At 62.0% G+C, this 26,694-nt stretch carries 20 protein-coding genes and 1 pseudogene; 12 read left to right on the forward strand and 9 right to left on the reverse strand.

The window, feature by feature from the left end; translation table 11 throughout:
- Window positions 1-284: 284 nt before the first annotated feature.
- Together EYW42_RS18605 and EYW42_RS18610 are read right to left on the reverse strand one after the other, a co-directional pair.
- Window positions 285-599, reverse strand: coding sequence for a HalOD1 output domain-containing protein (locus EYW42_RS18605; protein ID WP_135536946.1), 315 nt, complete (start codon window positions 597-599; stop codon window positions 285-287).
- A 131-nt stretch (window positions 600-730) separates the two neighbouring features.
- A complete protein-coding gene (locus EYW42_RS18610; RefSeq protein WP_135536947.1) occupies window positions 731-1,096 on the reverse strand; it encodes a DUF7344 domain-containing protein in 366 nt (121 codons plus the stop codon).
- A 225-nt stretch (window positions 1,097-1,321) separates the two neighbouring features.
- On the opposite strand from EYW42_RS18610, the gene EYW42_RS18615 reads away from it, so the two are divergent.
- The 9 genes from EYW42_RS18615 (at window position 1,322) to EYW42_RS18655 (ending at window position 13,677) form a co-directional block, all read left to right on the forward strand.
- Entirely contained in the window at window positions 1,322-1,774 is a 453-nt protein-coding gene (locus tag EYW42_RS18615) for a hypothetical protein (protein ID WP_135536948.1), read from the forward strand.
- A gap of 132 nt (window positions 1,775-1,906) precedes the next feature.
- Window positions 1,907-3,037: an alpha-D-ribose 1-methylphosphonate 5-triphosphate diphosphatase gene (locus EYW42_RS18620; RefSeq protein WP_135536949.1), complete on the forward strand. Its 1,131-nt coding sequence runs from the start codon at window positions 1,907-1,909 to the stop codon at window positions 3,035-3,037.
- Between the two features lie 745 nt (window positions 3,038-3,782).
- Window positions 3,783-4,382, forward strand: a complete 600-nt coding sequence (locus EYW42_RS18625; RefSeq protein WP_202613970.1) for a DUF7344 domain-containing protein — start codon at window positions 3,783-3,785, stop codon at window positions 4,380-4,382.
- Window positions 4,383-4,647: 265 nt separating this feature from the next.
- Complete coding sequence (glmS, locus tag EYW42_RS18630) at window positions 4,648-6,465, forward strand: glutamine--fructose-6-phosphate transaminase (isomerizing) (protein WP_135536950.1); 1,818 nt, start codon at window positions 4,648-4,650, stop codon at window positions 6,463-6,465.
- A gap of 22 nt (window positions 6,466-6,487) precedes the next feature.
- Window positions 6,488-6,733 (forward strand): hypothetical protein, encoded by a 246-nt coding sequence (locus tag EYW42_RS18635; RefSeq protein ID WP_135536951.1) that lies wholly within the window; start codon window positions 6,488-6,490, stop codon window positions 6,731-6,733.
- An 88-nt stretch (window positions 6,734-6,821) separates the two neighbouring features.
- Window positions 6,822-8,438 (forward strand): right-handed parallel beta-helix repeat-containing protein, encoded by a 1,617-nt coding sequence (locus EYW42_RS18640; protein ID WP_135536952.1) that lies wholly within the window; start codon window positions 6,822-6,824, stop codon window positions 8,436-8,438.
- A 454-nt stretch (window positions 8,439-8,892) separates the two neighbouring features.
- Entirely contained in the window at window positions 8,893-11,529 is a 2,637-nt protein-coding gene (locus tag EYW42_RS18645) for a hypothetical protein (RefSeq protein WP_135536953.1), read from the forward strand.
- A gap of 10 nt (window positions 11,530-11,539) precedes the next feature.
- Window positions 11,540-11,773 carry a hypothetical protein gene (locus tag EYW42_RS18650; protein WP_135536954.1) on the forward strand — a complete coding sequence of 78 codons (234 nt, stop codon included), beginning with the start codon at window positions 11,540-11,542 and terminating at the stop codon, window positions 11,771-11,773.
- A gap of 374 nt (window positions 11,774-12,147) precedes the next feature.
- Entirely contained in the window at window positions 12,148-13,677 is a 1,530-nt protein-coding gene (locus EYW42_RS18655) for a flippase (protein WP_135536955.1), read from the forward strand.
- Window positions 13,678-13,741: 64 nt separating this feature from the next.
- Here the strand turns inward: EYW42_RS18655 and EYW42_RS18660 are convergent, their stop codons facing one another.
- The 4 genes from EYW42_RS18660 to EYW42_RS18675 all read right to left on the reverse strand — a co-directional run bounded on the left by EYW42_RS18660 (window position 13,742) and on the right by EYW42_RS18675 (window position 18,910).
- A complete protein-coding gene (locus EYW42_RS18660; protein WP_161972985.1) occupies window positions 13,742-14,923 on the reverse strand; it encodes a glycosyltransferase family 61 protein in 1,182 nt (393 codons plus the stop codon).
- A gap of 103 nt (window positions 14,924-15,026) precedes the next feature.
- Entirely contained in the window at window positions 15,027-16,004 is a 978-nt protein-coding gene (locus EYW42_RS18665) for a UDP-glucuronic acid decarboxylase family protein (RefSeq protein ID WP_135536957.1), read from the reverse strand.
- Window positions 16,001-16,993, reverse strand: a complete 993-nt coding sequence (locus EYW42_RS18670) for a sugar phosphate nucleotidyltransferase (protein ID WP_135536958.1) — start codon at window positions 16,991-16,993, stop codon at window positions 16,001-16,003. Before EYW42_RS18670 ends, EYW42_RS18665 begins: the two co-directional genes overlap by 4 nt.
- 96 nt (window positions 16,994-17,089) lie before the next feature.
- Window positions 17,090-18,910, reverse strand: coding sequence for an MFS transporter (locus EYW42_RS18675; protein ID WP_135536959.1), 1,821 nt, complete (start codon window positions 18,908-18,910; stop codon window positions 17,090-17,092).
- A 198-nt stretch (window positions 18,911-19,108) separates the two neighbouring features.
- On the opposite strand from EYW42_RS18675, the gene EYW42_RS18680 reads away from it, so the two are divergent.
- The gene (locus tag EYW42_RS18680; protein WP_135536960.1) at window positions 19,109-20,038 is read left to right on the forward strand and encodes a hypothetical protein; all 930 of its coding nucleotides are present in this window, start codon (window positions 19,109-19,111) and stop codon (window positions 20,036-20,038) included.
- Window positions 20,039-20,042: 4 nt separating this feature from the next.
- Here EYW42_RS18680 and EYW42_RS20740 read toward each other — a convergent pair whose 3' ends face one another.
- The 3 genes and pseudogenes from EYW42_RS20740 to EYW42_RS18690 form a co-directional block, all read right to left on the reverse strand.
- Complete coding sequence (locus EYW42_RS20740) at window positions 20,043-20,648, reverse strand: glycosyltransferase family 4 protein (protein ID WP_449271878.1); 606 nt, start codon at window positions 20,646-20,648, stop codon at window positions 20,043-20,045.
- Window positions 20,628-21,107: pseudogene (locus EYW42_RS20745) on the reverse strand (glycosyltransferase); the annotation flags it as partial. The pseudogene EYW42_RS20745 and the gene EYW42_RS20740, both read right to left, overlap by 21 nt.
- A 52-nt stretch (window positions 21,108-21,159) precedes the next feature.
- Window positions 21,160-22,386, reverse strand: coding sequence for a prenyltransferase/squalene oxidase repeat-containing protein (locus EYW42_RS18690; protein WP_135536962.1), 1,227 nt, complete (start codon window positions 22,384-22,386; stop codon window positions 21,160-21,162).
- 353 nt (window positions 22,387-22,739) lie between these two features.
- Between EYW42_RS18690 and EYW42_RS18695 the strand changes: the two genes are divergently transcribed.
- Both EYW42_RS18695 and EYW42_RS18700 read left to right on the forward strand, forming a co-directional pair.
- Window positions 22,740-23,861, forward strand: coding sequence for a DUF354 domain-containing protein (locus EYW42_RS18695; protein WP_135536963.1), 1,122 nt, complete (start codon window positions 22,740-22,742; stop codon window positions 23,859-23,861).
- 44 nt (window positions 23,862-23,905) lie between these two features.
- On the forward strand, window positions 23,906-26,506 hold the full coding sequence (locus EYW42_RS18700; RefSeq protein ID WP_135536964.1) for a PKD domain-containing protein: 2,601 nt from the start codon (window positions 23,906-23,908) through the stop codon (window positions 26,504-26,506).
- Window positions 26,507-26,694 lie beyond the last annotated feature (188 nt).

A 26,694-nucleotide genomic window follows, 5' to 3' on the forward strand; every position in this document is an offset into this window, starting at 1 on the left:
GAACATAGTAATGTAAATATATAGTTTCGAGTATTATAGCCGTACGGAGTGGACTGTATCCGTGGTCTCCGAGGAACAAGCCGTGAGAGCGGTGGTGATCGAACTTACAGAAACCTCGGTTCAGTTCACCGCAGAGACGCGTTTCTGGAGGTAACGGAACGAGCTACGCCGTCCGAGCCCAGTTAAAATACTGAGCTATGAAGTGAAAATTACCACAAACATGTTCGGTGGTAGGAATAGAGAACTGCAGAATAGTTGTCTCAGTCTGGGTCGTTTCGAACGGGTTACGGACGAACGACGATCTCGCCGTCCGCGTAAATGGTGACGTGGTAGCCGTCGATGGGAAGTTCGAGACGGCCGGACACCGGGGTACTGTCTCCCCCCTGTGTATCGAACAGCGAGTCGAGAGCATCAGGGTTCACGTGTGTACTGAGTGGGTCGATCGACATGGGATCCGCGTCCATGATATCAGCGAGTACCGTGACCAGCGTCACGCTTACCGAATCGTCGCTCGACCACTCGTGTTGTGCGTAGTAGGCGTTTGCTTCGGGGTCGTAGGTTACGTCATCGTTCGCGTCAGAGAACTGTGATCCGGTCATAACGGCGGTCAAACACCCTCCCTCTGCTCCCAGTTTCGAAACGTAGATGATCTCGGTTCCATCGCTAACTACGGTGGAAGTTCTGCATGAAGAAAAACATTAGGAAATTGAAGCGGGAAGTAGCGGCAACACTATCCCTCTATTTTGTCGGCCCAATCGAGAAACGTCTCGACAAACGGATCGCCCTCGTGTTCGACCAGTTGCTCCTGACGGTCGTATTCGATAACGCCAGCGTCCGCGAGTTTCGGGAGATGCACCTGGCTGAGGGAGATCGCGGTCTCCTGTTGGTCGTCGTCGGGCGCTGATTCGGCCGCTTCACGCTCCGCGACGCGGTCGGCGAGTTCCGAAAGGGAGAGCTGTCCGTCCGAGGCGCGGAGACAGTAAAGGACCGTCCGACGCCGTTCTCTAGCGAGGAGTTCGAAGGTCGTGTCGAGTACGTTCGAAACGTCACTCTCCTCCGAACACATCACGGTGGGTGAACCCGAATCGTTTGCCATCGGGGAATGACAGGGACTGCGGTGGGGATAAGTATAGTCACGTTACCGTACAGTACGAACTGTTTACACGATCTTCGCCCGTGTTTTTCGCGAAGGAGAGAGAACCGACAGTTAGCGTCGCCGTCGTGGAGTTTCGTCCGAGTAACAACTTCCTATCGAACGCAGTAGCGTCGTATCGAACGTTTACTTAAGACGGGGAACGGGGTAGAGTAACTGACAAACCGGATGGAGAACCAGATTACGCGGGTCGGATGCGGGACTGTCGAACCGGTCAGTCGACGGACCTTCGGCGCGGCGTACTGGGCGGCGCTCGCGGGGTGTCTCGTTAGTTCCGCACTCACGTACGCGTACGTCGGTGGAGCGGCGAGAGAACTGAATCCGGTTCTCCGGGCCGTCATCGGAACGGCCGGTCTCGAGGTGATGATACTCGTCAAGATAGTCGCCGCTGTCGGGGGGTACTGGGGGTATTACCTGCTCGGGCGAGTGACGGGGAAGGTACGCGTTGCGACGACGCTCGGTTGGGTGGCAGCGGTCGTATACGCCGCGGATGCACTGCACGACCTTCGAGTTGCGATGGCTGCCGGCCCGGCGGGACTGGGGGAAGTCGGACCCGGTATCGCCCTCGTTCTCGTCGCGACCTGGGCGGGCGTGGCGCTACGGCCGCCCGAGATAATATAGTGAGGACATAACTATGCAGGAACCGACTGTTCTCTACGCCAACCGACTCAGTCGCATGACCAGCATCGAACAACTAACGCACACAGCGGCTATTCTCAACCGTGGACGCATCACGGAGGATCGAACCGTCTAATGACGCGCACTATCGTCGAAAACGCGCGGATAGTGACACCCACAGCCGTCGAACGCGGTTGTCTCGTCGTCGAGGGGAACGATATCGCCGCAATCTCTCCGGACGACCCGCAGGTCGAGGCATCGAAGCGGGTCGACGCCGGTGGGAAATATCTCCTTCCGGGGCTGGTCGATCTCCACGGCGACGACATCGAACGGCACGTGTTCCCCCGGTCCGAGGCACGCGTGCCGACGTCCGCGGCCCTCGAAACGTGTGACAGAGCGAACCTCGCAGCCGGCATCACGACGAAGTTTCACGCTGTTGCGTTCGAGGAGACACCCACTGAGAACCGGTCGCTTCACCTCGCGCGCGAACTGCATCAGGAGATAGCAGCAGCCGAGTCTCTTCTGGGACGACACCACTTCCACGCGCGGTGTGAGGTAAGCGACCCTGACTGCGTCGACGCAGTCACGGACGCGATCGCAGACGACGGCGTGTCGCTCGTCTCGCTGATGAACCACGTGCCCGGAGACGGGCAGTTCGACGACGTCGACGAGTTCGAGCGACGGTACGCGGACGGAAGCGGCGACTGGAACGTGCAGTCGTTTGCGGACCACCGTGACTGCGACGAGTCGGTACTGCGCGAGCGGACGGGCCGGCTCACGAAGCGTGCCGCCGACGCCGGAATACCGGTTGCCTCTCACGACGACGACTGTCCGGCCACGGTAGACCGAATGTCTCGGCACAGTGTGGCGATAAGCGAGTTCCCGGTGACGATGGCTGCCGCGGAACGAGCGACCGAGCTAGGCCTGGTGACGGCGATGGGAGCACCGAATCTGGTGAGAGGCGGGAGCCTGTGGGGTAACCTCGACGCGAGAGCCGCCGCCGAGAACGGTGTTCTCGACGTACTCTGCAGCGACTACCATCCCAAGTCGCTCCTCGAAGCGGTGTTCGTCGATACTGGCGAACCGCTCCCCGAACGGGTATCGCGCGCAACGAGTGCGCCCGCCGATGCCGTCGGATTAAACGACAGAGGCCGCATCGTTCCCGGAGCCCGTGCCGACCTACTACTCGTCGATACCGATCCGAGACCCACTGTTTCGCACGCGTTCGTCGACGGGCAAGAGGTGTACCGGGTCGGCAGCTCATAAGGGAGAAATCCGCACTTAACCGAACGTTCCGACATGAAACACGACAGAACAGTAACGTCGTTTTATTCGTTTCAGGGCTGTAGGTATCTACGCTGGTGACGGGCCTCAGAACGACGGGGTTGGGGGGGGGATCCGTGGACGCGATGCGCGACAACCGTCACACCGTCGGCCGGGGGACCGACGCTGTGAATCGATAGCCGGCCGCGCGAGGGGGCGCGACCGGCAGTCAGCCGTCACCAGCGCGGATCATTTGGCGTTTCTAAGAACGAGATAGTGGAGACGGCTATTGTAGACACGGAAAGTCAATGTGCACATGATCGCACGACAGCTATTCGATCGGCATGTGAACCGTTTCAGTTGAGACTGTAGTAGCGAACGTCTCGTTGTATCCCGTCAGTGAGAGAATTCAACAGGTGAGCGTCCGTATTCATCTCTGCTGGCCCCGGAAATACCCAGAATGGAATGCTACACGAGCGCAAGTGTAACCTACCGTTATCACAGGTAGTACCTGACCGATCACCCACTCATCTTACATGTATAATTATATATTAGTTAACTTTATACAACGTGGTATCATCGTATGGAGTGCTACAAACACGAGGGAACGTACGAATCGCCCGAAAGGGTGGTGGGGAACAGACGAGCAAAAAACGGAATATTGCACACGCATGTCACGCATTGGGGAACGCAGCAGCCGGGGCGAACTGCTTACAAATGACTTGCAGAGAAGAGAGGTGAATGGAGAATGGGTTCGAGTAAGGTGAGCGTCTCTCAAGACACTGTCACGCCGGAGGAAGAGGAGACAGTAGAGGAGACTGAGGTAACACAAGAACCGCCCGAGGAGGAAACGGAGTCGGACCTGTCGTTAGACGTCATGTTCGAGGTGCTGAAAAACGAACGGCGACGGTTCGTACTGAAGCATTTCGACGAACACGAGGGTCCCGTCGCCCTGGGAGACCTGGCCGAACACGTCGCCGCAAAAGAAAACGACAAACCGAGACGTGAGCTGACGTCCGGCGAGCGAAAACGGGTGTACGTCGGGCTGTACCAGTGTCATCTGCCGAAGATGGACGACGCGGACATCGTCGATTTCAACCGCAACCGCGGACGGATCGAACTGGGAAAGAACGCGAGCCTGCTAAACGAGTATCTCGACACCGACGAGGAGACGAGTCATCCCTGGCCCTACTACTATCTCAGCATCGCCGCCACCGGGGGACTCCTGTTCGGCGTCGGAGAACTCGGCCTGTATCCGTTCGCCTGGATGTCTAGCTTAGTCGTTGCTCTCGTCATCGTCGCGTTCGCCGTCTGTGCGCTAGCCCACGACCAGTACTCCGAAGCGTAGTAAATCCCGACTCGTGCCGAGGCCGTTGCCCGCGCACCCGCTCTTTTCCGCTGAAGCGACTACCTACGATCGCTAAGCCCCGTCTGAATCCGGTGCAATACGTCAATAACAAAGGTCGCAGCACGGCAATCTCGTGTTACCACGTGTCATTCCGGCTTTCGAAGCCGTCTGGATCACACGGAGAGACGATATGACTGAAACAATGCATCAACGGGAGTCGCGTTTCGCTCGGGAAACGACGACTACCTCCAAACGACAGTGAACAATGTGTGGAATCACGGCCCACGTCGGGGCAGACGAGACAGTCGACGAACTGCTTGTCGGACTAGAGAACCTGGAGTACCGCGGCTACGACTCGGCCGGCGTCGCGGTGAAAAACGGCTGCGGGATCGAGGTGTGCAAACGCCAGGGCGAGATATCACAGCTAAAACAGCAGATACGGGCCGAGATATCCGGCGGAGGCGGCGTCGGAATCGGCCACACTCGCTGGAGTACGCACGGACCGCCCACGGATTCGAACGCTCATCCCCATACGGACTGCACCGGAGAAGTTGCGGTCGTCCACAACGGGGTCATCGAGAACCACGCCGAACTGCGTAGCGAACTCGAACACCGCGGACACGGCTTCGAGAGCGACACCGACACCGAAGTCGTCCCCCATCTGATCGAGGAGTACCGCGACGAAGGGCTCTCCCCCGAGTCGGCGTTCAGACAGGCCATCGATAAGGTCGAGGGAAGTTACGCAGTTGCGGTCGTAGTCGAAGGAACCGAATCCGTGTACGCTACGCGAAGCGGATCACCGCTCGTGATGGGACTTGACGAGAACGAACGGTTCCTCGCGAGCGACGCCCCCGCGTTCCTCGAGTTCACCGACCGCGTTATCTATCTTGAGGACGGAGACGTCGCCCTCATCGAGGACGGGGACCACCGGATCACCGACAGTGAGGGCGCGCCGGTAGAACGGCCCCCGGAGACCGTCGACTGGGTGGCCGAAGACGCCGAAAAGGGCGGCTACGACCATTACATGTTGAAGGAGATCCACGAGCAGCCGACGGCCCTGGCGCAGACGCTTCAGGGGCGGGTGACAAACGGCGACGAGGTGACGTTCGACGACTTCGCGCCCGGCGCGTTCGCCGGCGTCACCGACGTGCAGTTCGTCGCCTGCGGGACCTCGTACCATGCCGCGCTGTACGCGACCCAGTTCCTCGCGAGCAGGGGAGTTCGGGCACAGGCGTTCAGAGCGGGGGAGTACGCGACGAGTCCGGCACCGGTCAAGAGCGACACGCTCGTCGTCGGGGTCACTCAAAGCGGCGAAACGGCGGACACGCTTAGCTCGCTCCGGTCCGCTCACTCGCGGGGCGCTCGGACGCTCGCCGTCACGAACGTCGTCGGCAGCACGGCCGCCCGCGAGGCCGACGACTCGTTGTTCATCCGCGCTGGCCCCGAAATCGGCGTCGCGGCCACGAAAACGTTCTCCTCGCAGATAGCGTCGCTCGCGTTGCTCGGGGAGCGTATCATCCGAGACAGGACGGGTCTGGCGAGCGACGGCGTCAGCGAACTTCTCGAATCGCTCGAATCGCTGGACCGCGACGTCCGACGCGTCATAGACGAGAGTCGGGCCGAGGAAATAGCGACGGCCTATCTCGACGAGCAGTCGTACTTCTTCATCGGCCGGGATATCGCTCACCCTGTCGCGCTCGAAGGGGCTCTGAAGTTCAAAGAGATCACGTACGAGCACGCCGAGGGGTTCGCAGCGGGCGAACTCAAACACGGCCCGCTCGCGCTCGTCACCCCCGAAACGCCCGTCTTCGCCGTCTTCACCGGCAGCCACGACGAGCAGACGCTGAGCAACGTCCAACAGGTGCAGGCTCGCGGCGCACCCGTGATCGCTATCGCCAGCGAGGAACACGACGCGGCGATAGAGACCGCAGACGAGGCGTTGACCTACCCGGACGCGACGGCGGAAGTTGCAGCGATACTGGCGAACGTCCAACTCCAGCTCGTCGCGTATCACGTCGCAGATCACCTCGGCAGAGCGATAGACAAACCGCGGAACCTCGCAAAGAGCGTGACAGTCAAATGAACGAACCGGGAGAGGGACGACGATGAGCGGAATCGACCCGAACGATATTCAGATCGACTGGTACACCAACGGGTCCGAGGACCAGGTGGCGGTCGGTATCGAAGCGGACGACGTGAAGATCGCGGTCACGTTTCCCGTGTCGGCGTCGCGGTCCGAGCTGGAGACGGTGTTAGCCGAACGTGACCGGGAACTCGACCATTACTTCGAGGCGCTCGCGCGGGTACGAGATAGCGCCGGTCAGTCCAAGTTCAACAGTCACCGGCGATAGCGGGGAGTAAGGTGACCTTACCAATGCATGGCCAGGATAGTAGACGTATAACAAACAAACGGCTGTCCGTTCACCTAGGAGAACACACGTGAATCGACGGCGATACCTCCAGGCTCTGGGCGGGGTCGGGCTCGTAGCCGCAGCCGGTTGCAATAGTCCGGACCGGAGCGAGACGGAAGATGCTGGCAATACCCGAACGACCGACAGTGTTAGCCTCCAGAGAGCCGAGAGCGCGGAACGTGAGGACCTCGAAACCGCACCGATGGACGAGGACCGACGCGCGGTCGACAGAGCGGCGTTTGACACCGTCGTCGACATGGTAGACGACGCCGACTGCGACCCGACGGGCGAAGACGCGTGCGACGAACAGCTCCGTTCGGCCGCGTCCGACGGCCACCTGCTGGAGTTTCCCGAAGGGACCTACCGGTTGGACGAGTTCAGTCGGTTTCAGGACCTGGACCGGATCGGAATAGTCGGTGACGGCGACGTTACGTTCGCTATTCCGGCCGAGACGAACCGACTGCTGTTCGACTTCGATCAGGTCGGCGAGGTACTGATAGAAGGTATTGACATCGATATCACGGCCGACCAGTGTACCGTCGGGCTTCGGATGATGTGCGACGCGTTTCACGTTCAGGACGTCGAGTACGTCGGCCGCGGAAACCACGACGACACCAGCGTCATCGACGGGTTCGGCGTCGGGATAATGGACGAGAACGGAGAGGGGATCATCCGGAACGTCACCGCGAAAAAAGGGTCCATCATCGGGAACTACAAGGGCGGAAACGGCCGCGTCGGCGTCTGGACTACGAACAGCCACGCTGGGACGCTGTGGATCGAGGACTGCCACTTCGAGGAGTTCGGCAACAACGCGCTCTACTGTAGTCGTTGCGAGGGTGACGTCCGCGTGGTCGAGAGCTACTTCCGCAACAACAACGTGTGCGCGATCCGGATAAGCGGCAAAGGAAGTTACGCGACGAGGTCGACTATCGAGGTCGACATGGACGAGTACACGGGGCCGAGAGGTGGTTTCGAGACCGGGTTCAACACGAGGGCGGTTATCGTCGAACAGGGCAACGTCGGTCCGAAACCCCCCGGGGCGGAGATCCGCGACTGCGAGATCCACATCAAGAAGACGCCCCGCTGTCAGGCGGCCGTGAACCTTGGTCCGCAGGGCCGGACGCTGACAGTGAGAGACACCGAGATCCGAATGGACGTCGACGGGTCGCCCGCGGTTCTCCGCAGCCGACCGGGAAGCATTCCCTGGAAGCAGGACCAGCCCGTCCCGCCTACGCCACACTGGATAGCGCTCGAAAACACCGCTATCACCGGCAGCGCCCGCGGGGGGGCGGCAGTGTATCTCGTCGAGAGCTCCAACTCGGTCATACAGAACTGCAGCATCGATCAGACGGGAGCGAACAGATACGGCGTCCGCCTCGTAAACTCGACCAACCTCCTGATAGACGGCGGTACCGTCACCACGTCGCAGTTTCCGATCCTCGTGGACTCGAACCGCTTGCTGCTGTTGAACTCCGTCGAGGTGACGAACGAACCGGAGTTGAAAGCGACGGAAGTCGACCCCTCGCAGAGCGAAACGTTCGACCTGCGCCTGCGTCAGCCGATGCTGCGCGAGCAGCATCTCCAGATGGTCAGACTTCCCGAGACGCAGGAGGGACGAACCCTCATCGGAATGTTTCGAGAGTAGGTCTGGTTGCGCTGTTCGTTCCTGCGTCGAACTCTTGCACCTTCTGTCCGCTAGTAACAACTGAAACGGGTTTCTCACTGATCGACCAGCCGTCGTGCGAGCAGGCGTGTTGACGTTCGGTGACGACTGGATCTGATACTCCCGGCAGAGTTCCGTTCACACGTTGCTGCAAACCGCTTCGTAAGCGCGGGTTTGTTCCCCGTAAGGTGCTATTTACTCCTCATACGCGTTGGTTTGGATGGTATTACCGATACGAGCAGAGCGTTAGATAGGTCTTACAACAGAGATCAGCGTCCGGACCGCGGAGGTAATATTCCGTTACCGATGTAATCGGATCTTACCGACGGTTGGTAACTATCTGGTATGTATACGCGACGTAAGTAGGGATCAGTTACCACCTAATGGGGGGTATGGGGTGAAAATCATTATTTAAGTAAGGTTCGCCTGCCCTGATATGGCAAAGGACCATGACGACGTTCGCGAGGAGAAAGCTGATATTGCGGAGGAGAATGACTCCCTTATCGACCGGAGATCGTATCTGAAGCTGACGGGCGCGGCTGCCGTCACGGCTGGCGCGGCCACTGCCGCCGCCGGCACCGGTGCGGCCGCCGAGACGCTCCACGGGATCGAGTTCGACCGCGTCGTCGATGCCGTCGACGACCTCGGTCTCGACCCCAACGGAAACGGGAACGTCGAGGGAACGCTCGCAAACAAGGTCCAGTCCGGAACGCTCGTTCGCTTCCCCGAGGGGACCTACCAGTTCGGCGGTTCGTACGACATGCCGGACCGAGTCGGCTTCGTCGGCGAAGGCGACGTGAAGTTCCGTCCGCCGAACGGGTTTAACGACCCCTTACTCGACACCGGGCTCCGAGGTAGCAGCGACAACCTGCTCGTCGAGGGCATCGACATCGACCTGCGCGCGGACAACACGACGTGTAGTATTCGCTTCGTCGTGGACAACCGGTTCCACATCGAAGACATGGAGATACTCGGACGCGGGATGCACAGCGGATCTCGAACGGCGTACGCGTTCCTCGCCGGCGTCCGAAACGCGGACGGCGTCGGAGTCATTCGGAACATCACTGCGAAAAAGGGTTCCCGGATCGGGAAATACAAGGGCGGCAACGGCCGCGTCGGGATCTGGGGTGCTGTCGGTCAGGGTACACTTAAATGTCAGAACCTCGACTTCAGAGAGTTCGGTAACAACGGCATCTACGCGAGCAGGACGAAGATGAAGGTCCAGGTCGAGGACAGTTACTTCAAGAACAACAACGTCTGCGGCGTTCGTATCAGCGGCGACGGTAGCTACGTCGAGAACTGTGAGATGGTCATCGACGTGGACAACTACACCGGCCCGCGCCCCATCTCGACGGGCAGTTTCAACCCGCGCGGCATTATCGTCGAGCAGGCAAAGATGTCACAGACGAGCGACTGGCGGATCCCCGCCGGTGCGGAAGTCCGGGACTGCGACTTGTGGGCGAAGTCGTCGCCGCTCCTCCAGTCCGTCATCGAACACGGCCCGCAGGGTCGGAGCCTCCTCATCAAGAACACGCGCGTGCGGTGTGACGTAGACGGCACCCCTGCGATCCGGCGGGACCGTCCCGGCAATATCCCGTGGCGGAAAGACCAGGATACGCCTCCCGAACCGCACTGGACGCGGATGGAGAACGTGCAGGTCACCGGAAACGCGAACGGCGGTGCCGCAGTACAGCTAATGGGCGGCGACGGGTCCGAAGTTCGAAACTCCTGCATCCAGCAGAAGGGTTCGAACCGGACTGGCGTGCAGATCCTCGACGCGAACAACTGCGAGATCGCCGATACAAACATCAACGTCAGCGGTCAAGCGGTCGACCTCCAGAGTTCGAGCGCCGACACCAGCAACATCACCAACGGGGACTCCTGTCCGGTCCCGAACATCGAGAACACGACCAGCGACGAATACGAGGACACTCCCTCCGGCGACGATAGCGAACCCTTTCCAGGAAACGTCCTGACGGTCTACGGTGACTCGGGCGAGGCCAACTACGAGTTCGCCGTCAGTAGCGACGACCTCCAGAAGCTCACTGCGAACGGAGCGACGACCGACGATGACGACCTCATCGACGGGAGCACCGCGAGCGGGTCCGTCTGGGGCGGCAAGGACAGCTACGGATTCGAAGGCGACGTGTCGTCGTTCACGATCGACAACGACGCAACGATCACGCTCAACGGAGAGAACGTCAGCGCGGACAGCCTCGGCACGGAGGACGACTCCTCCTCTGACGACGGCGACTCGACAAACGCCGACCAGCACACGCTGACGATCGTCGGCGACGCCGGCGAGGCTAACTACGAGTTCTCCGTCGAGAGCAACCTCGAACAAACGACGGCGAACAACGCGACGGTCGACGACAGCGACGCGGTAGACGGCACTACCGCGAGCGGATACGTCTGGGGCGGCATCGACAGTTACCAGTTCGAAGGCGGAGTCACGTCGTTCACGATCGACAACGACGCGACGCTCGTCCTCGACGGCAAGGAAGTCACCTCCGACGACCTCGGTTCGAGCGGATCGGACGACGGCGCGTCGAACCCGGAGCGCTCTCTCATCATCTACGGCGACTCCGGCAAGGCCAACTACGAGTTCTCCGTCAGCAGTGACCTCACACCGTCCGACGACCAGTGGGGGATCAACTCCTCCGGCGGCGACCAGATCGACGGTAGCTCCGCGCGCGGGTACGTCTGGGGCGGCATCGACAGCTTCGCGTTCTCGGGCGACATCACGTCGTTCGACATCGACAGCGACGCGACGGTCATCGTGGACGGCGAGGAAGTCGATCCCGCCGAACTCGGAGCGACCGGGTCGTCGCTCCCGAACACGATCACCGTCGACGCCGGCGACGCCGAGGCCACCTACCAGTTCTCCATGACCGGTACGATCGAAAAATCGACGGCCAACGGCGCGACGATCGACGACGGGGACACCGTCGAGAGCGGAACCGCGTCCGGTATCGTCGAACCCGGCAAGAAAGACAGCTACGCCTTCGACGGGTCGGTGAAGACCTTCTACATCGACGGGAACGCCTCGGTCGACTTCGAGGGGGAACAGTAACGGGACCACAATGAGCTACACCGAAAAAACGCACCCCACGCGGTCGGAGTGGGCACAGAAGTCGGAAGACCCGGACCTCGAGGACGATCTCGGGTACGAACTCGACGACTGGGAGATGGTCGAAGCGCGGAACGCCGAAGGGGAACAGCTCATGTTCCTCCCGAACGACGAGGAGATGATCAAGGACGAAGCGTTCATCGTCGCGGAGCCGGATGCGGTCTGCGACCTCGTCGAAAGCGTGTAGAAACGGTCTACACGGTCTAACTCAGCTACGCGGTCAACTCCCTCGCTGATGCGACCCACCCTCCACCCTCTACCACAGGTTCTCTCCTCCCCCGCTGACGCAACCCCACCTCCATCCTCTGTCACCGGCTCTCGATCCCCTACTGATGCGTCCCGCCACGCGCACCGGAGCAGGCCGTCTGTCGTCCATTGGCGGTGCAGTCGCCTCCGACTCGGGTGCCCGTTATCCCGTCGCGTCGACGGCTACGGTAGGTACAGTATAACGAAACCCGGCGAGGCGCTGTAGTCGATAAATGGAGCCCTCCGACGGTCAGTGTCGTTCGTCCGGGCGTGCGTATAGTTTCGTCGTGGGAAACAGTTCGGCTACACCGACTGATGACGATGTCCGTCGAGGAGAGTGACCTTTCGTCACTGTTGTCGAGCGCGACGCTGGTGTTTTTCGGGAGCGTTCTGGGGTCGGTGTCGAAGCTCGTCGAACGCATATTCATTGCCAGAGTGCTGACGACAGACGCGTACGGCGAGGTCAGCCTCGGGATCGCTGTTATGAGCATCAGCGTGACGGTCGGACTGGTCGGACTCGACCAGGGGATCGCGCGATACGTCTCCCGCTTCGAGGACGACCGCGACGTTCGCGGCGTGTGGATCACCGGCCTCGTCATCGCGATCACGCTCGCTCTCTTGCTCACGGCTGCGCTCGTCGTCTTCCTCGACGAGACGCACCAGCTCCTGTTCGACCAGGCGAGGTCGCGCGGACTCCTGCTCGTCTTCGTGGCCGCGATCCCGTTCGTCGTCGGACTGAAGGTGACGGTCGGAGCGATCCGGGGACTCGAGAACACGATCTATCGGACCTACTCGTACGATATTATCTATCGCGGCATGCGGATCCTCCTCGTCGTCGGGTTGCTGTACGCCGGGTACGGCATCGTCGCCGCGGGCTACGCGTATCTCGCCGCGGCCATCGGCGCGCTCATCGCCGCCCACTACCTGTTGAACCGGCTGTTCCCGCTGTTCGGTCCGTTCAGAACGCACACGCGAGAGATGCTGACCTTCTCGGCACCGCTGGTTCTCTCTACGCTCCTGACGCTGTTGCTGACGAAGGCGGACACGGTCATGCTGGGGTTTTTCCGATCGTCCCATCAGGTGGCGCTGTACAGCGCGGCGTACCCGCTCGCGAACGGCCTTCCGGTTATCCTCGCGTCGTTCGGGTTCCTCTACCTGCCGCTTGCGTCCAGACTCGACGTCGACGACAAGACCCAGGAGATAAACGAGATCTACAAGGTCACGACCAAGTGGATATTCATCGTCACGTTTCCGCTGTTCGTGACGTTCGTGGCGTTTCCCAGCGATATGCTGACGCTCGTGTTCGGCGAGGAGTACGCGCAGGCGTCGCTGGCGCTTATAATCCTGTCGTCCGGGTTTTTCGTCCAGGCGGCGTACGGCCGCAGTCTGGATACGCTCTCCGCCCTCGGATACACGAACTACATCCTGCTCGCGAACGTCTTCGCGTTCACGCTCAACATCGTCCTCAACCTCCTGTTGATCCCGATGTACGGGTTCCTGGGTGCCGCGATCGCCTCGGCCGCGTCGTACACCCTGCTCAACGTCGTTCAGTACGTGGTGTTGCGGGGGCTATTCGGGATATCGCCGTTCTCGAAGTGGGTCCAGCGGACGTTTCTCGTCCTCCCGCTGACCGTCCTCCCCGCGGCGATAGCCGCGTCGACGGTCGTTTCGCTCACGTACGTCACGCTTCCGCTGGTGCCTGCCGTGATCGGCATCGTCTCGGTCGGTCTCGTCTCGGTCACGGGCTGTCTCCAGCCGGAGGACAAACTGCCGCTCGAACTCATCGAGGACGCGCTCGGGATCACGTTGCCCTTCATCTGGCGGTTCGTCCCATCCGAGCGGTGAACTTCGATAGAGGCGGGACGAGGATTCGCCCCATAGAAGGATATCTTGTACGAGAACCCGCTCTTTACCGGGACGACACCGCTATCGCGTCGAGCGAGCGACGCAAGTCGTCGAGGTCGACGAGCATGTCCGGACCGACCGGCTCAGCGACGTGGAAGCGGTATTCGAAGTCAAGTATCTCGGCGATCTGGAAGTACTGCCCGCGAACGTCGCCGTCGCGGAACAGTTCGACGACGGTGGCGTCGTCCGCGTAGGTCATGTTCGTAAGGTTCGCGCCGTGTGGAGCGACGATCACGTCGGCACCGCTAAACAGCGCCGCCTGCTCGGGGACGGAGAGGTCCGAGAGGACGAACCGAGAGAACCCGTGGTCTTCGAGAAGCGACATCACCTCGTCCTCGTTGTCGACGCGGCGGCGGTCGGCGTCGTCGCGAGAGACGTATATCCGGTCCGGGTAGTCGTCCGGTGAGGGAGAAACAGCGTCGGACAGCACGCGCTCGCGGACGCGGTCGTGAAGCCACTCGACGGCCGCCGGCGAGAGGACCGTCTCGCGGCGAACCGTCGGAACGACGAGCCTGTCGACCCGGACGTCCGGAGTCGACCACGTGACCCAGTCGTCCTCGTCGTAGCCGAGGAGTTCGAGCGTCTGTCGCTGCCACTCCGGCGGGTCGGAACCGAGGACCAGCGTCACGTCGCGGCCGGTCGCCTCCCGATACTGTTCGACGCCCTGGAGGCGGATGAGCGATTCGAAGGTCCAGTGGAAATACCCGCTGCTCCAGTAGTTGTACAGCAGACAGGCAGTCCCGAGCGACTCGTCGGTCCGCACGCCCTCGACGGCCGACCCCGGATTCGTCACGAGGTCGGCCCCGGAACAGAGGATGTTCCGGACGAGAACCGCGGGTCGGACGACCGCTTCGACCGGGATCTCGCCTTGCTCAGTGATGGGAACGGGGTACGCGCCCAGCAGACGGCAGTTCGGTAGCTCGCAGACGTACGGTTGCCGGAGAGTGAAGGTGCCGATGCGGTCAGCGATCTTTCCCTGGGGCGGTTCGTCGGTGTCGGGGCGGGTCAGTTCCAGTTCCTCGGACTCGCCGAACGGGTAGTACGTGCCCGCTTCGACCGCGACGGTACGGAGTTCGTCGTATTCGAGGAGGCGGTCGGAGAGCGCGTCGAGTATCGTCTCCGAGGCGTGTGGAAGAAGCGGTTGAAAGACTCGGTCACGCGCCAGATGTCGGAGTCGGTCCTCCATCTGCCCGGCGGATCCACCGCCCAGAGAGGACCGTACTGTCCGGAACATGATTTAATCAGATCGTCCGACGGTATTAGTTATCCTGCGACTACACGCCAAGCGGTCAGTCTTCCGGCGTGGACCCGACTATCTCGTGTCGTCGCGTGCGGAAGTGGTCCGCGGTCTGGGCGAGTCCCGCACGCAGAGGCACCTTGGGTTTCCAGTCGAGTCGCTCGCGAGCGGTGGACACGTCGGGGCACCTGAGATCCGGATCGTCCGTCGGTCGCGGTTCGTAGGTCACTTCGGACGGTGTATCGACCACGTCTCGGACGACGGTCGCGAGCTCCCGTATCGTGATCTCGTTCGTGTTGCCGACGTTCATCACTGCACCCTGTAGTCCTGGCCGATCGGCGAGACGGCGGATCCCGTCGACGAGGTCGGTGACGTAACAGAAGCTCCGGGTCTGTTCGCCATCGCCGTACACCGTGAGGTCGTCACCGGCGAGCGCCTGCGAGAGGAAGTTCGGGATCACTCGACCGTCGTCGAGTTGCATCCGCGGCCCGTAGGTGTTGAAGATGCGAACGGTCCGAGCGTCCACGTCGTGCTTGCGAACGTACGCCATCGAGAGAGCCTCTGCAAACCGTTTGCTTTCGTCGTAGGGGGCGCGAGGGCCGCGGGGGCTCACGTTGCCGCGGTAGGATTCCGGCTGCGGGTGGACTTCGGGGTCGCCGTACACCTCACTGGTCGAGGCGACGACGACGCGAGCGTCGTGTTCGACCGCGGCCTCCAGAACGTGTCGCGTCCCGAGGCTGTTCGTCATCGCTATTTCGATGGGGTGGGAGTCGAAGTGAGTCGGGCTCGCGCGGGACGCGAAGTGATAGATGACATCGACGGAATCAAAGTCGGGCAGTGGGTCGCGGACGTCCCGCTGGAGGAGAGAGAAGCGGTCGTCGTCCGCGTGGTGGGAGACGTTCTCCGGCGTGCCGCTGGCGAAGCTATCGACGGCAGTGACGCGGTAGTCGTCCGCGACGAGGTCGTCGACGAGGTGACTGCCGACGAAGCCGGCACCACCGGTGACGACTGCGTGATCTCGCCCGCTCATAGTTCGACCGTGCTGTTGTCGCCGACGTCGAGTTCCTTCGACTCGCCGACGATAGTCGCGTTGTCGCCGACGATACTGCGCGCTACGTTACAGTCGGTGAGCGTCGCCTCGCGCCCGAGGATGCTATCGCGGACGACGCTGTTTTCGACGGTGACGCCGTCCGCGAGGCTGACGTGCGGACCGACGACGCTCCCCTCGACAGTGACGTCGTCGCCGCAGTCGACCGGCGGGACGATAGTCGGGCGGTCGCCGCCGTTCGTCTCCGTCTCGTCGAGCGTGACGCGGTTCGCTTCGAGGAGCGTTTCCGGGCGGCCGCAGTCGTACCAGTCGTCGACCTCGAACGTGGTCAGCGTGCAACCGCGGTCGGTCATCCCTTGCAACGCGTCGGTGAGTTGATACTCGTCGCCCGCGCCGCGGACGTCGTTCTCGATCAGGTATTCGAGTTCGTCGAACAGGGTCGCAGTGTCCTCGATGACGTACACACCGGTGATAGCCAGGTCCGACGGCGGTTCGGACGGCTTCTCGATGAGATCGACGACGGCTCCCTCGTAGGTGTCGACGACGCCGTAATGTTCCGGTTCGTCGACGGGCTTGACGCCGACGCTGCCGGCGCTCGACCCGTCGTGAGCGGCCAGAAACTCGTCGTACCCGTTCTCGAACAGCATGTCTCCGAGGACGATGATCGCGGGGTCGTCCGCAACCACGGGTCGAGTCTGGTAGACGCTGTGTCCGAGCCCTTCCGGGTCGGCCTGTTCGACGAAGGTGAGGTCGAACGCGTCGCCGTAGGCGTCGCGAGCGTACTCCACGACCTGGTCGCTCATCGGTCCGCCGACGACGATGACGACTTCCGAAACGGCAGTCGACTCGAATCCGGAGAGGATGTGGCCGAGGATCGGTTTCCCGGCGATACGAACCATCGACTTCGGCTTCGTGTGGGTGTGTGGGAACAACCGCGTCCCTCGACCCGCCGTTGGGACGATAGCTTTCATGATCTGACTTCTGAGCGATAGTAAGAGACAAGGAGTGTTTGTTATGGACAGTCTGAATGAGTCCCCGGCCGCCGTATAGACGGCCTGAATCGCCGATCAGGCGGCGGGCTCGGATCCGTCCCCGTCGGCGGACTCCTGGCTGTCGGCGTCGCTAGAAGAGACGTAGTACAGTTCCACGTCCCCGTTCGAACTGACCCGGTGAACGCCGGGCTGAGACCGGACGGCGCTGAAGTCGGACTGCGAGTACCGGAGACCCTGATAGGCCCCCACTTCGCGTTCGACGTCGAACTGCGAAAAGGCGAGATATCGGGGCGCTCCCTCCGTCTCCGGCAACCGACTCATGTTCTCGCTCGTCACGCCGCGGAGATACTCCTCTTCGGCCGCCGCGACGCCCTGAATACCGTCGCTGTACCGGTAGGGTCCCCCCCGAACCCCGACGAGATCCAGACTCTGATTGTGATAGGTGAACGCGGTATCGTACCCTTCCATCTGCGTGTCAGTTACGTGCTGACTGGGCATGTAGACGTACGGGGACGGGAACACCGTCAGGAGAGCGAGCGGTAGTAACACGATCAGGAGTCCAACGGTCGCCGCGCGGAGCGTCGGCGTGGAGAACCGTCCCGAGAGACCGTCGAGCAAGCGATAGAGCGCGATCGGAGCGAGAACCGATACGAGCAACATCATGAAACCCCAGTGGCGGAAGTACTGCTCGGAGATGCTCCCGACGAAGTAGACGACGAAGATGCCGGTGATAGGGACGAAACCGAGCGTGAGGTACAACACAACCGCGTTCCTGTTGCCGAGTCGCCCGTCTAGCCTGCCGGTGAGCGCCGCGAGCATCAGGGTGGCGGCGATGAGAGAGAGAACGAGGCTCGGGAACAGCAGTTTGAAGACGATCTCGTGAAGCCCTGCGCCGAGCGCCGAGAGCGAGGCCCCCTGTGATTGGACGGACTCGCCGATCGGGCCGGGCGACCCAAGCAGGAACTGGAGAAAGGTGGTAGTGACGTACTCAGTGGCGCTGAAAAACAGTTCGTACCGCGACGTCCAGAGGAAGAAGATGGCCCCGAACACGAGCGTCGGAACGTAGAACCGTCGCTGCGAGCGGATCGGTTCAGCGATCCCGAACGGCGTGCGCGAAACGACGAACTGCACGACCGAGACGGTGAGAAACAGCAAAAGGACGTTCGCGGCTTGCTGCGGGTGATACATGACGAGGGCGAACGAGACCACCGCCAGCAGGAGGTCGATCGGCGTAATCGACAGGGCGGAGGACGGCGAACGAGCCACGTAGACGAAAAAGACGAACAGCAGCAAACCGGTAAACATCGTCGCCTGCGTGAACGAATGCGCGTGGATGTGGGTGCTGAGGTTAGTGATCGGCAACATGAACGCGGCAGAAAAGACTGCGATCGCGACGGCGTCGTAACTGTCGGTGAGCGCACGGACCGATAGCGGGACGAAGACGAGAAAGATAGTGGTAAGCAGGAGGACCGCGAGCATCATCGACCGCTCCGGGGAGAGCCCGGTAAGTCGGTGGGAGACGACTGTCAGCAGATGAAGCGCCGGATAAAACAGCGTTTCCGGCTCCGTCGTTCCGGAGAGAACGTCCCGCGCCCACCCCAGATGCGTCAGCGAGTCGTTCGAGCCGTAGAAACGGTACCCCCGGACGAGCGGGAGGCCGGCAATAGCGACCGTCGACGCCCCCGCGAGCAACAGGGCGGTCGACCGCTGCCATAGCTGACCGGCGGTAAACGTGACGAAGAGCGCGACCATGAAAGCGACGCTGACGCCGACCCAGAAGCGGATCGACGTTTCGGTGTAAACGGAGAGTTCGTAGCCGTTCGGCGGGTCGTTCGCCGCGAAGAAGATCCCCGCTGCGAGAGAGAGGAACCCGAGAGCGAGCAGTCCGCTGTCCATAGTACGATACAGATGACTCCGAGAGCCGTTCGGCATACCGACAGTATCCCGCTCACATTCGCATTGTAATAGACCTCCTATACCGGCGACAGGCGGTAGAAACCACGAGAGGGGAGTTTCGGTGGAAGCGTTGCTCAGTGGTCCGCACAGGCGGTAACGTCCACTTTACTATGACCATGACAGAGGTACAATCAACCGATGTACTCCGCCGGACAGATTCGACGGGGACTCCGACGCGTCGCGTCGAACCCGTCGTTTTTCGGACGCGAACTGAATCGGCTCTACTACCAGCGGCTGTACAACCGGCCGTACAACACCGACGGCGTCGACGTGGTGATGGAGGACTGGGACAACTTACTGGTGTTAGACGGATGCCGATACGACCTGTTCGACGTTCGTCACGACCTGCCTGGAACGCTCGAATCCCGCCAGTCCCGCGGTTCCCACACCGTCGAGTTCCTCGAAGCGAACTTCGAAGGGAGAACGCTCCACGACACCGTGTACGTCACCGCCAGTCCGCAACTGCACCGCTGGCGGGACCGCCTCGACGCCTCGTTTCACGACGTCATCAACGTCTGGGACACGGACGACTGGAACGACGAACACGGCACGGTCCTGCCCGAGACGATGGTGCGGTACGCCCGCGAGGCGAACGACGAGTATCCGGACAAACGCCTCATCGTCCACTTCATGCAGCCGCATTACCCGTTTATCAACGCTCCCGAACTCACCGTCGACAATCGGTTGGAGGACGGAGACGGGACGGACATCTGGGGAAAGCTCATGCAGGGGGAACGAGACGTGTCGAAGGAGACGATCTGGCACGCCTACCGGGACAACTTCGACCTCGTTCTCGACGCCGTCCACGACCTGCTGGACGACCTCGTCGGGAAAACCGTCGTCACGGCCGACCACGGAAACATGATCGGCGAGCGGGCGGAGCCGGTCCCGATCGAGGAGTGGGGTCATCCGCCGGGCGTGTACACGGACTCGCTCGTGACAGTCCCCTGGCTGGAGTACGAAACTGGAGAACGAAAGACTATCAGAACCGAGCGACCGTCTGAAACGGAGTTATCTACGGACGACACGGTGACGGAACGACTCCAGCAACTCGGATACGCGGAGTAGCCGACTACGCGTTCGTCTCCTCCCCTATCTCCGCGTACAGATCGACAAGCCGGTCGCTGGCCGTCGACCAGGTGTACTCGTCGACGACGAGGTCCCGGTTCGCCTCGCCCATGCCCGTCGCAGTCTCGTGGTCCTCGACCATGGCCTTGAGCGCCTGCTTCAGTCCGTCGACGTCGCCAGGAGTGATGATTCGGCCGTTTCGGTCGCCGACAACCTCCGGAATACTTCCAACGTCGGTCGTCACGACAGCGTTCCCGCCGGCCATTCCTTCGAGCAAGGCGATCGGAAGCCCCTCCGCGTACGTCGGCAGAACGTAGACCGACGCGTCTTCTAACAGCGCCTGCTTTCGCTCCTCGGAGACGTAGCCGAGATACTCGGCGTCGTCGTAGGTTTCACACAGCGACGACGCGTGGTCCGAGAGCGGACCGTCGCCCGCGATGGAGACGCGAAACGGCGGCGTCTCGTTTCGCTTGAGGCGGTCGATAGCGTCGACGAACCCGACGATCCCCTTGCGTTCGATGTGGTTCGAGACGAAGACGAGATGCGGTTTCTCGTGGTCGAACGAGGGGGAGTACTCCGACGCGTCGACGGCGTTCGGCAGGACGAACAGTTTCTCTTCCTCGACTTTGAGAGAGAGCACGTCCTTCCAGTACTCCGAGAGGACGACGATCCGGTCGCTGGCGTCGAAGACGATCCGCTGAAGCGCGGCGACGGCGTACGAATCGGTTAGCGCGAACTCGTCGAACGAGGATCCGTGCACGTGTAACACCACGGGCCGACGCCAGAGGTACGAAGCGACGAGGACGTACAGCGACGAGCGGTAGAACGAGAACTGATGTGAGGTGTGTACGTGGACGACGTCCGGTCGGCGACGGAACGGGAACGCGAGGAAAGTCCAGAGCGACGCGAGAACCGCTCGAAGAAACGAGAGGGTTCCCCCGTCGGACGCCGTGTGCGTATCGTACACTCGGAGGTCGGCATCGTCTACGTGCCGACGTTGATCGGCGATGTACTGTGCGATCCCGCCGGTCCGTTTACCGGCAACTCCGACAATGAGTACGTCCATGTACGCGGAAGAAAGGGCTCGATCTCCTTATTAAATAACCGCCTAACCGGGCCCGTTATCCGATCTCGACGGTCTGGTCAGGAGACCCCGAAAGTCGCTGAGCGGTCAGATACTCCGACATCGCGTAGGCCATCCAGGCCTGACACCAGCGCATGAGCGTGATGCGCTTGGTGTAGAACCGCTGTTTCCGGTAGTAGAACTGTCCGTCACCCGCGTAGAGGTTGTCGAGCGTCCACTGGAGGATCCGCTCCGCGAACTCGAGGTCGCCGGCGTAGGTGAACACGAGGATCCCCTGCGCCACCGCGTGGATGTCCCGCGGGTAGGCGTTCGACTCGTCGAAGTGGGGCGCTCCGTCGGGGTCGAACAGGCCACGGTAGAACGTCAGCGCCCGGTCGATAGTGTCGTCGTACCGCGACGATCCGGTGAGCGACCGGTACTGCTGGAGCGCTTCGATGATGAACCCGTTGTGGTGGCTGTCCATCGAGAGATGTGACGCGGACGGGGGGTCACGGTACGTCCAGCCGCCGACGTCGGTCTGCTTTCTCGCGATGTGGTCTAAGATCTTCGTCGAGCGTTCGCGGAGTTTCTCGTCGCCGAAGTAATCGTACAGTTCGATGAGCAGACGCGCGCCCAGCGCACCGGCGTTTATCGTGTAGTACTCCTCGGAGTGGTTCTTGTGATAGTTGATGATAGCGCCGTCGCCGTTGTCCACCTCGCGATAGTTGAGGTCTTCGACGACGAAGTCGGCCGCAGTGCGGGCTATTTCGGGGTATCGGGAGTCCAGGTCGGTGCCGGAGAGCAGGGCTTTGACCGCGTACGACGTCGAGACGACGTCCGGATCGTTGGGAACGCCCCGTCCGTCGAGATGCTGGATCTGGTGTTTGTGCCCGCCGCAGAAACCGCTGTACCCCGTCGACTGGTTATCGATCAGCCACTGGAGCAGTTGGTGTGCCTCGTCGAGATAGTCCGTCCCGCCGACGATGTCGGTCCCGTAATCGATGTCCGTTTTCAGCCGGTGGAAGTTCAGGTTCGTCATCGCAAACAGCGCCGTCCCCTTGTAGTTACGGCGCTGCTCGACGAGAAACAGCGGCCTGACGTTGACCGGGGACCGCTTTATCGTCTCCTGAAAGGCGATGTTGACCCACTTGTTGTCGATCGGGAGCGCCTGCCGAATTTTACTCGACATCCCGTCGCCGTAGTCCCAGCCGGTGTAGTCCCGGTGTCGCGCGTACGCGACCGTCTCTCGTAGGATGCGCATGATGGTCGGCTGGTTCCCTTCCATGGATGGTGGCCCCGGGGATCGGTGCTTCTGTGTGCTGCCAGGTGAATTCAACGTCATACGAGGTTCGCTGAGTGTCTCCCGTGGTGTCTGTTCATTCGAGATCCGGCAAACATGAGTCGTGAAGCCTGCTACCGGTGCAGACAACATTGTAATAGCCCGCCTATGGGATATCAGGGACCGTTTCACGAACGAAAAGCTGAGCAAGAGTCGAACGCGAGAGCGCGACTATCCGAGAAATCGTAGACGGCGGGGTCGCTTGGATCGCGCCGAACGGGGTTACACGACACAAACTCCACCCGGGCGGTAGAACAAGCCCCACCTAACAAAGTTCGCCGCTGTCAGACTCTGATCCGATGAGACAGTTGTTTTTTACCAATACGCCCGCCCACGTGCACCTCTACAAGCACGCGGTGAGAGAGCTACGGAACCGCGGTCACGACGCCCGGATCCTCGCCCGGGACTACGGCTGTACGACGGAACTGCTCGACTGGTACGACCTGCCGTACACGACGTACGGTCAGTGTGATACGAGCAAATACTCGTTACTGCGTAACCTGCCGAACCACTACCGGAACATATTCAGTTACGGCGTCCGGTTCGACCCTGATCTCGTGTTCGGAATGGGCGCGTACTCCGCTCACGCCGGAGCGGTAACGCGTTCGCCGGTCGTACTCATCCTCGACTCGGAACCCACGTCGCTCGACCACAAGATATCGAAGCCGTTCGCGGACGCGATGTTGACCCCCGCCGCCTTCCAGAAGGATCTCGGCGAAGACCACTACGAGTTCCCCGGGTTCAAGGAGTGTGCGTATCTCCACCCGGACGTGTACGAACCCGCCGGGAACGTCCGCGACCGTCTCGGTCTCGACCCCGACGAGCGCTTCGTTCTGGTGCGGTTCAACGCCTTCGGCTCTCACCACGACGTCGGAGAGGGCGGGTTTACCCCCGGGCAACGGCGACAACTGGTGGAGGATCTGGCCGACGAGGCGACGGTGTTGCTCTCCGACGAAGGGGAGGAGATGGACACGGACTCGCTGCCGGCCCGGGAGTTCGACGTCCACCCGGCGCTGCTCCACGACGCACTGGCCGAGGCGGACTTGCTCGTCGCGGACACGCAGACGATGGTAACGGAGGCGGCGCTGCTCGGAACGCCCGCTATCAGGTCGAACTCCTTCGTCGGCGAGGACGACATGGGTAACTTCATCGAACTCGAAAACCGCGGCCTGGTTCGGAACCTCCGGGCGTTCGACCAGGTGTCCGAGACGGCGACGGAGTTACTCGCCGACGAGACGGCGACGGAACGGTGGGAGCGTCGGCGCGAGACGTTGATGAGCGAGACGGTGAACCTCACCGACGTTATCGTAGACATCGCGACCGACCCCGACTCAATAGAGACTAGGACCGAGATGGCCCGCCGGCACGAAACCGAGAGGGGACGGCTCACGGAGCCGAGCGCCGATATAACGAAACCGTAGGACAGCATTCTGAAAGAACACCGCCTCCAGTAGGTTTCGTCAAGATGCATTCTCAAACAACGCGTTTCGCGAGTATCTCGCTCGCGATGGTTCTCACGACAGCGAGCTTCGTGGCACTGATATCCGGCGTTCCCGTCGCTGCGGCGAACGAGGGAACCGCGTCCGTCGTACAGGACGGGGACTGCCGGGAACTAACCATGTACGGAGACGCCACCGAATCGGTCAGTTCCTACTACGATTACCGGTCGCACGAAACGGACGACGTCGGCGTGTACAGTTCCTATGGAACGAGAGAGCTACAGCGAACGGGCGAAAGTCAGCTCGTCGTCTACAACGGGAGCGAGAGAGCGAGCCTCGTCTTCATCCACGACAGGCTCGGAGACGGAGAGGGCGGCGGACAGATAAACGCGACCCTGACCGACCTCCCCGAGAACGGCGAGTGGGCCGTCGAGGACGACGACTACCCCAGACGGAACGATAGTTTCGTTCGCGACGGCGACGCAAGTGCCGTAGAGTGGTACTGGAAGGAAAACCGCACGGACGGCGGCGCGTTCCGCGGGGTTGGACCGGACGGTATAACCGTCGAAGCGGAGTTCAGCGACGGAGTCCGAGGCTGGACGGCCCGCGACGCCGACGGCGACCACGTCGACCTCTCGATGGACAGTTCGGCGACGGTTCGAACGGGCGGATGCGACCGCGCGTCGCCCTCGGCCTCGCTCGCGGCATCCCCCGGTTCCGTGGAGCTAGGAGACGAAGCCACGTTCGACGCCAGTGGTTCGGCGGGTGAGAACATCGCGGAGTACCGATGGGATCTAACCGGCGACGGAGCGGTTGATCGGATCACTGCGGAACCGTCGACCGGATACGGGTACGACACACCGGGTGAACGGACCGTAACGGTCACCGTCGTCGACGGGAACGGCAACCGGGATACCGCCGAGACCGCGGTCGACGTGACCGACGAGACAGCGCCGACCGTCGCGGCTGACGTTCCGGATAGCGGGAGTGCCGGCGAGACGCTGACGCTGAGTGCGAGCGAGTCGAGCGACGATCATCGGGTCGCCTCGGTCGGGTGGACCTTCGACGGCACCGAGTCGATGACCGGCGAGGAGATCACCCGCACGTTCGACGAGGCGGGTAGTTACAGCGTCACGGTCACCGTTAGCGACCCGAGCGGGAACACCGCAGAGGAATCGTTCGAGATCTCGATCGAAGCGGACGACGACGGCGGGGACGGGAGCGACGACGATACTGGTGGCGACGGCGGCGGGGACGGAAGCGATGACGATACTGGTAGCGACGGCGGCGGGGACGGAAGCGATGACGATACTGGTAGCGACGGCGGCGGTGACGGGAGCAATGGCGGTGGCGAGAGCGGTAGCGACGATGACAGCGACGGGTCGGGACCGGACGGCGGAAACGGCGATGCCGGTGACGGGAATCAGGACGATGACGGCGAGAGTCCGAGCGGCGGCGGAGCCGCCGGCAGCGCCCCGGTATCTGATACCTCCGGTCCGCCGGAGACCACCGTAGAGACGGTCAGAGATGGAGACAGCACACGGGTGACCGCCCAGAACGTTCGCGCGGGAGAGGCGGTCCAGTTCGAACCGGTGGGGGAAAAGAGTGAAAACAGGTCGGTTAGCGTCGAGTTCGTCCCCGCCGAGAGCGCCGAGAGCCTCAACGCGAGCGTGACTACCGAAGCGGCCGACGGTTTACGAGCCGATGCCGTGCCCGTAACGGTCTCGGTCAGTGACGGGCCGGCGGTCGAGATGGAATCGGTTACGTACTCCGTTCAGGTAGCGGAGGGATCGCTGGAGCGTCCGGCCGACGCCGCGCTGTACCAGCGGACGGGCGACGAGTGGCACCGGCTGAACGGGACGGCGGCCGATGAGTCGGCGGATCCGTACCGGTTCGAAGCGACTACGGGCGAGTTCTCGTCGGTCGCACTCGCGGTGCGGCGGCCGAACGTCAGCGTAACGGCCATCGAAACCGGCGGCGAACTCCGCGCCGACGAGACGAACAACGTGACTGCGACGCTGCGGAACGAGGGCACCGCCGACGCGACGGAAACCGTCTCAGTCGCCCTCGACGGCGAGAACGTCACGTCGCGGACGGTGTCGGTACCCGCGAACGGAACGGAAACCGTGACCGTGCCGGTCAGCCCCGACAAAACCGGCGAGGCGACTCTCTCCGTGAACGACGAACCGTCGCCGGTAGCGGTCGTCCCCGCCGAAACGGGCGGCGTCGTCCGAGAGGCCACGGTGACCGACCAGCAGGTAACCGCGGGAACGCCCGTCGAAGTGACGGCGACGGTGAGTAACGACCGGGACTCGGCGCTGACGCGGACGGTTACGTTCCGCACTGACGACGGTCCCGTCGCCACTGAGTCTGTCACGGTCCCGGCTAACGGATCGGCCGACGTGACCGCCACAGTCCGATTTAACCGGACGGGAACCTACGAGATCACTGCTGGAGAAGCCGCCGAGAGAGCGGCGACAGCAACGGTCCGGGTCGAGGAAGCCGAGAGCGGGGAGGAACCGCCGAACGCGACGAGCGAGAGCAACGGGATGTCCGGGTTCGGCGTCGGCGTCGCGTTGATTGCGGTCTGTCTCTCGGGATTCGTCGCCGTCCGCCGGCTCACCTGAAAAGGAGTGGCCGAGAGCCGGCGATACACTACTGGAGTTCCTGTTGCAGTTATAGTACACACTGAAAGTCAATGTACACCTGATCGCACGACAGCGATGCGATCAGCGCGTGAACCGTCTCAGTGGCTACGATAGTTCGTCAGCACACCGTTTCCGCACGGATCGAGCGCGGTAGCGATGGAACGAGT

The organism is Halostella pelagica (assembly GCF_004762015.1).
Taxonomy (GTDB): Archaea; Halobacteriota; Halobacteria; order Halobacteriales; family Natronoarchaeaceae; genus Halostella; species Halostella pelagica.

Bases quoted from the DNA above. Each gene is read 5' to 3' on its own strand.
- EYW42_RS18700 (WP_135536964.1), top strand. From the start codon at position 23,906: ATGCATTCTCAAACAACGCGTTTCGCGAGTATCTCGCTCGCGATGGTT.
- EYW42_RS18655 (WP_135536955.1), top strand. From the start codon at position 12,148: ATGACGATGTCCGTCGAGGAGAGTGACCTTTCGTCACTGTTGTCGAGC.
- EYW42_RS18675 (WP_135536959.1), bottom strand. From the start codon at position 18,910: ATGGACAGCGGACTGCTCGCTCTCGGGTTCCTCTCTCTCGCAGCGGGG.
- EYW42_RS18650 (WP_135536954.1), top strand. From the start codon at position 11,540: ATGAGCTACACCGAAAAAACGCACCCCACGCGGTCGGAGTGGGCACAG.
- EYW42_RS18665 (WP_135536957.1), bottom strand. From the start codon at position 16,004: ATGAGCGGGCGAGATCACGCAGTCGTCACCGGTGGTGCCGGCTTCGTC.
- EYW42_RS18635 (WP_135536951.1), top strand. From the start codon at position 6,488: ATGAGCGGAATCGACCCGAACGATATTCAGATCGACTGGTACACCAAC.
- EYW42_RS18615 (WP_135536948.1), top strand. From the start codon at position 1,322: ATGGAGAACCAGATTACGCGGGTCGGATGCGGGACTGTCGAACCGGTC.
- glmS (WP_135536950.1), top strand. From the start codon at position 4,648: ATGTGTGGAATCACGGCCCACGTCGGGGCAGACGAGACAGTCGACGAA.
- EYW42_RS18645 (WP_135536953.1), top strand. From the start codon at position 8,893: ATGGCAAAGGACCATGACGACGTTCGCGAGGAGAAAGCTGATATTGCG.
- EYW42_RS18605 (WP_135536946.1), bottom strand. From the start codon at position 599: ATGACCGGATCACAGTTCTCTGACGCGAACGATGACGTAACCTACGAC.
- EYW42_RS18610 (WP_135536947.1), bottom strand. From the start codon at position 1,096: ATGGCAAACGATTCGGGTTCACCCACCGTGATGTGTTCGGAGGAGAGT.
- EYW42_RS18670 (WP_135536958.1), bottom strand. From the start codon at position 16,993: ATGAAAGCTATCGTCCCAACGGCGGGTCGAGGGACGCGGTTGTTCCCA.
- EYW42_RS18660 (WP_161972985.1), bottom strand. From the start codon at position 14,923: ATGGAGGACCGACTCCGACATCTGGCGCGTGACCGAGTCTTTCAACCG.
- EYW42_RS18690 (WP_135536962.1), bottom strand. From the start codon at position 22,386: ATGGAAGGGAACCAGCCGACCATCATGCGCATCCTACGAGAGACGGTC.
- EYW42_RS18695 (WP_135536963.1), top strand. From the start codon at position 22,740: ATGAGACAGTTGTTTTTTACCAATACGCCCGCCCACGTGCACCTCTAC.
- EYW42_RS18620 (WP_135536949.1), top strand. From the start codon at position 1,907: ATGACGCGCACTATCGTCGAAAACGCGCGGATAGTGACACCCACAGCC.
- EYW42_RS18680 (WP_135536960.1), top strand. From the start codon at position 19,109: ATGTACTCCGCCGGACAGATTCGACGGGGACTCCGACGCGTCGCGTCG.
- EYW42_RS18625 (WP_202613970.1), top strand. From the start codon at position 3,783: ATGGGTTCGAGTAAGGTGAGCGTCTCTCAAGACACTGTCACGCCGGAG.